The organism is Bartonella sp. EBT8, from assembly GCF_055796165.1.
The window spans coordinates 1-6,036 of the sequence record NZ_JBTTDJ010000026.1; the positions used below are offsets into that span (position 1 = coordinate 1).

Sequence of the window (6,036 nt, forward strand, 5' to 3'; positions counted from 1 at the left end):
GTAATTGCATCTTGTAAAATTTTTTTGAAGCAGTTTGTGGATCTTTAATACTCTTTTCCTACTTTACTCTTGCTATTTGTTCTAAACAGATCTAGCAAATTCTATTGAAAATTCTTTGACACCGATAGATTAACGCTTGTAAAGCGGTGGGGTTTTATTATAAATGCTTCAATCTCATACCAAACCACTAACATTACGCTCTCTGTTGCAATCTTACCGCGATCATACAGGAGGTGCCCGCGATAGAGGAACTTCTTTTGAAAAGTTTGTTATTGCCTACTTAACCCATGATCCGCTGCAATGCCAAGAATACGAAAAGGTTCAAACCTATTACGATTGGGCACGCGAACATGATTGGGATGGTACTGATATCGGCATTGATCTGGTCGCTAAGATCCGTGATGAAGAGGGATATGCTGCTATTCAATGTAAATTTTATAGTGCAAATCATCAGATTAAAAAAGAAGATATTGATAGCTTTATTGCTGCCTCTGGGAAAGCCCCATTTACCCGTCGTATCCTTATTGATAGCACGGAAAGTAACTGGAGTAACAATGCCGATCTCACCTGTAAAGGACAAGACGTTCCGATTCAACGGATTAATCTGTTTGATCTCGAAAACAGCCAAATCGATTGGAGTACTTTTGAGGCAAAAGGAGATATTGTCCTTAAAGAACAAAAAAAGAAAAAGCTTTTAGATCATCAGATAGAAGCTCTAGAAGCTGTTTGTGAGGGTTTAAAAGAAGCAGACCGTGGCAAGCTGATTATGGCTTGTGGAACAGGTAAAACTTTCACCAGTCTTAAGATAGCAGAACAAATAGCAGGAACAGGTAAGCGTGTTTTGTTTTTGGTCCCTTCTCTTGCTCTTATGTCACAAACGATCAGAGAATGGACAAGTGATACAGAGATACCCTTGCGGTCCTTTGCGGTGTGTTCCGATACACAAGTTGGCAAGCATCGTAAAAACCAAGAGGATGTTGCTGAACTGGATGTCTCAGATCTTGCATTGCCTGCTACAACAGATCCGCGAGAACTTGCTAGCAAAGCCAATAAAACTTCTCCTGATGTGATGACTGTGGTGTTTTCAACTTACCATTCGATCCAAGTGATTGCCGATGCACAAAGGAAATATGCGTTACCTGAATTTGATCTGATCATTTGTGATGAAGCGCACCGTACCACTGGCGTATCATTAGGAACAGACGACAGTGAATCAAAGTTTGTTAAGGTTCATGATAACAGCATTGTTCAGGGCAAAAAACGCCTGTACATGACAGCAACACCGAAGATCTTTGCTGATAATGCCAAGAAACAAGCCAATGAGATTAATGCTGTTCTAGCTTCTATGGATGATGAAGATCTCTATGGAAAAACCCTTTATACTTATACCTTCTCAAAAGCCGTAAAAAATGAATTATTAGCACCTTATAAGATTATTGTCTTGGGTGTGAATGAAGAGCAGGTAAGTAAAGCCATTCAACATCTTATTACCGATGACAATTATGAACTTATTCTTGATGATACGACCAAGATCATAGGGTGTTATCAAGCCCTGAGTAAAATAGATCTAAAACTTGATCTGAATGATGATCCCAATCCCATGCGGAGGGCGTTGGCTTTTTGTAGAGATATTGAGACTTCTAAACGCATCTGTAAAAGATTCAATTCTGATACAATTCAAGATGAATTACGTACTCTTTATGAAAGTCATAAAAAGGCTCCTGCTCTTCACTGTAGATTTGAGCATATTGATGGAACTTGTAGTGCTAAAGAACGTACAAAAAAACTTGATTGGTTAAAAGAAGATGCAGGGGAAAATACCTGCCGTGTGTTAACCAATGTTCGTTGTCTCTCAGAAGGTGTGGATGTGCCTGCTCTTGATGCGGTGATGTTTCTCCACCCGCGCAAAAGTCATGTGGATGTGATACAGGCGGTGGGACGTATCATGCGCCGTGCCAAGGGGAAAAAAAGAGGCTATATCATTTTACCGGTTGGGGTTCCTGCTGGAATTCCTGCTGAACAGGCTTTAAGACACAATAAGAAATATAAGGTTGTCTGGCAAGTAATCAATGCTTTACTTGCCCATGATGAGAATTTTGAGATAACCCTTAACCAGATGATTTTAGGACAAGATGTAAGTCATACCCTAGAGATTATCGCTTTAGACAGTATGACTGCGGTTGAGGATAAACTCTCAATCTATGAAAAACCAGAAAGTACGGGACTGAAAATTGGAACACCTGCTTATGAGCCTTCTCAAAGCAGTGAAGTACAAGGAAAATTACCCTTTTTTATTGAGTTTCCCAATGCCCTTAGAACACTTCTTGCTAAGAAATTTGCCATCACCGATTATTGGGGAAACTGGGCTGGCAATGTTGCTGAGATTGCACAAAATCATATCAATCGCCTGCAAAATATGCTTTCTCATAAAACAAGCGAAGCTTATCACGCCTTTCATGCGTTTCATGAGGAATTAAAGAACAACTTAAACAGTGATATCAAACAAGAAGAAGCTGTTGAAATGTTAGCGCAACATCTTGTGACGCGTCCTGTTTTTGAAGCTTTATTTGATGGCAATCAATTTGTTCAAAACAATACCATCTCACAAGCGATGGAAAAGATCTTAGCTGAGTTGGACAAGTCCAACATTGAAGAGGAGTCAACAGATCTTAAAGAGTTCTATGACAGTGTCAAATTACGTGCCTCTGGCATCACTACCCCGCAAGCAAGGCAAAATCTCATCATCACTCTTTATGAAAGTTTTTTTGCCAAAGCATTTCCGCGTACGGTAGAAAAATTAGGCATTGTTTATACCCCTGTTGAGGTTGTCGATTTTATTATTCACTCTGTTGATGATGTTTTGCGAAAAGAATTTGGCAAGAGTTTAAGCTCCCGTGGTGTCTCTATCCTTGACCCTTTTACGGGTACCGGTACCTTTATCACACGGCTTTTGCAATCTGATCTCATTAAACCAGAGGATATGGAATATAAGTTCCGTCATGATATCCATGCCAATGAGATTGTCTTACTCGCTTATTACATAGCAGCGATTAACATTGAAGCAACCTATCATGGTCTTATGAAAGGAGATTATATTCCCTTTAAGCATATTGGTTTAACCGATACGTTTCAAATGGTTGAAAAACAAGATCTGATGAAAGGTTTATTAGAGGAAAACAGTGCATATTTGGAACTTCAGAAAAATCTAAATATCGAAGTTATTATGGGTAATCCCCCTTATTCTTTGAGACAAAAAAGTGCTAATGACAACGCAAAAAATACCCCCTATCCACTCTTAGATAAACGTATCAGTGAAACCTATGCTGCGCAATCTGCATCAATCAATATGCAAGCACTTTATGATAGTTATATTCGCGCCATCCGCTGGGCAAGTGACCGTATAAAAGATCGTGGTGTTATTGGTTTTGTCACAAATGCCGGTTTTATAGATGTAAATTCTATGGATGGCTTACGGAAATGCCTTGTTGAGGAATTTAGCAGCCTTTATATTTTCCATTTGCGCGGCAATCAACGCACTTCTGGAGAGCTTTCTCGAAAAGAAGGTGGGAAGATTTTTGGTTCTGGATCACGCGCACCTATTGCCCTCTCTATTCTCGTAAAAAATTCAGAATCCAAACAGCGTGGTAAAATATATTTTCGTGATATTGGTGATTATCTCACAAGAGAAAAAAAACTCACAATAATCGAAGCCTTTGGTAGTATTGAGGGTATTACACGGAGTAAACAAGGTTGGAAAATCATTACACCAGACAAACATGGTGATTGGATAAATCAACGTGATGACAATTTTAAAACATTCCTAGCTATAGGTGTTAAAAAGGGGCATAACAAAAAGCTCTTTGAGACCTTTTCGTGGGGTATTACAACCAGTCGTGATGCATGGGTATATAATTCAAATCGTAAGATTTTAGAAAAAAATATGCGTAACATGATTACTTTCTATAATAGCGAAGTGGAACGTTTTAATGATGCCTATTCATATTCTGATCGAAAAAACCGTACCAAAGCTGTAGACAATTTCGTCAATTCTGACGCAAAAAAAATTAGTTGGAGCCGTGCACTTAAACAAGAATTGGTAAAAGAAAATATTTTTAAATTTGAAGAGGCATCTCTTACAAAAAGTTTGTATCGTCCTTTTACGAAACAGTGGCTTTATTATAATCGTAGCTTTAATGAGTTGGTTTATCAAATGCCGCGGATATTCCCTATGGGAAAAACAGTTGAAAATAAGATAATACAAATTACAGGTACAGGAGTAAAAAACAGCTTTTCTGCTTTAATGAGCAAAGTTTTGCCTGACAGTAATATGATGAATGCTAGTCAATGCTTTCCATTGTATCTTTACGAAGATGTTGTGGTTTCAAAAGACAAAAATAAAAAACAGCCTCATTTATTCATAAATTCTACAAAAGAAAGAAAAACAGCTGGTTTACAACGCCGTGATGCCATTACTGATGAAGGTTTAGCACATTTTAAAACAGCTTATCCTAATGAGAACATCACTAAAGATGATATCTTCCATTATGTTTACGGGCTCTTGCATTCAGAAGATTACCGTGCTCGTTATGCTGATAATCTCTCTAAAGAGCTCCCTCGCATCCCTTGTGTAAAGAGTGCTGAAGATTTCTGGGCATTCGTTAATGCGGGGCGTGAATTAGGCAATTTGCATGTCAATTATGAAACGGTAGAGCCTTATCCTGTGACCTTTAAAAAAGGCAATCCAAAACTTACAGATATCAAGAACCCCGAAAAGTTTTATTACGTTACAGAAATGAAATTTGCAAAAGCGGGTAAAGAAAAAGATAAGTCTACGGTTATTTACAATAGCAATATCATCATAACAGATATACCTAAGGAAGCTTATGAGTATATCGTAAATGGTAGACCCGCTCTTGAATGGGTTATGGGACGGCAATGTGTAAAAACTGATAAAAAGAGTGGCATTGTTAATGATGCCAATCGCTATGCACTTGAGACCGTTGGCAACCCTGCTTATCCATTGGAATTGTTCCAAAGGGTTATTACTGTAAGTTTAGAAACAATGAAGATTGTTAAAAACCTGCCAAATTTGGAATTAAGAGAAACTGAATAGATTTATGAAGCATGCCAATCTTACAAGGGGTATAGAGTTTATATCTATACTCTTTTGTTAGTTGATTATGTAGAATCTTAAAAGGAATGATTTATCATGCGATCTTCTAAAAAGAGAAGCCTTGCACTTTTAAACATTCTCATATGGATTGCTTTAAGGCTTTTAAGAATTCCCATCTTAAATAGAATGAGATTTTTTTACATTGCCTTTAAAAGATTATATCGCAATCTCAAATGATGGCTTTCATATCTTTCAAAAGCTCTCTTTAAAGAAAAGAATGAATGTTTCTATTCTTTACGTTATGACACCTTCAAAACCCTCAAAAACCCTCAAAACATATAATATTGGTTGTATTTATGCGTCATATCATTAATCATCAGTTGTTTTTTGAAAATTGATAAAAATTAACTTATTGAAATATAACACTTTTTATTTTTTACTAAAATTTTTTTTAAAGGGGGGGCTAAAAGAACCCTCAAAACCTTCAAAACCCTCAAAACTAAAAATCTTGATAATATTTCTCATAATCACGAGCTGTCTTTTGAAAGGCTTTAAAGATTTATATGCTCTCTTATAAAACATGATTTAAACACGCACTAAAATCATAAATGCTGTCAGTTCAATTTTTAGACAGATACTGACAGGTTTTGGTCAATTGATATCATTAATTGTCTATATAAATCATCTTATTAGCACTGAATATTTCTCAAAATATACTAACATATTGAAAAATAATGTTTTTTACTTTTATCTAAAAGATGTTTTTTAAAATGAGGGGGGTAAATCAACGATAATAACTGACAAGAGACAAAAGCCCATAAAAAGGTATTTTGATAAGGATATAAGAATTCAAAATGTTTTCATAACAAATCAAAACCGCATGATCATATTTATCCTTTGTTTTATGAGAATGATGCGGTGGC

The 6,036-nt window shown here is 36.6% G+C and carries 1 protein-coding gene; it reads left to right on the forward strand.

Translation table 11 applies throughout. The annotated features are described in order from the left end of the window. Nucleotides 1–163: 163 nt before the first annotated feature. A complete protein-coding gene (locus AC0QT4_RS08390) occupies nucleotides 164–5,113 on the forward strand; it encodes a DEAD/DEAH box helicase (RefSeq protein WP_473201229.1) in 4,950 nt (1,649 codons plus the stop codon). Nucleotides 5,114–6,036: the final 923 nt, after the last annotated feature.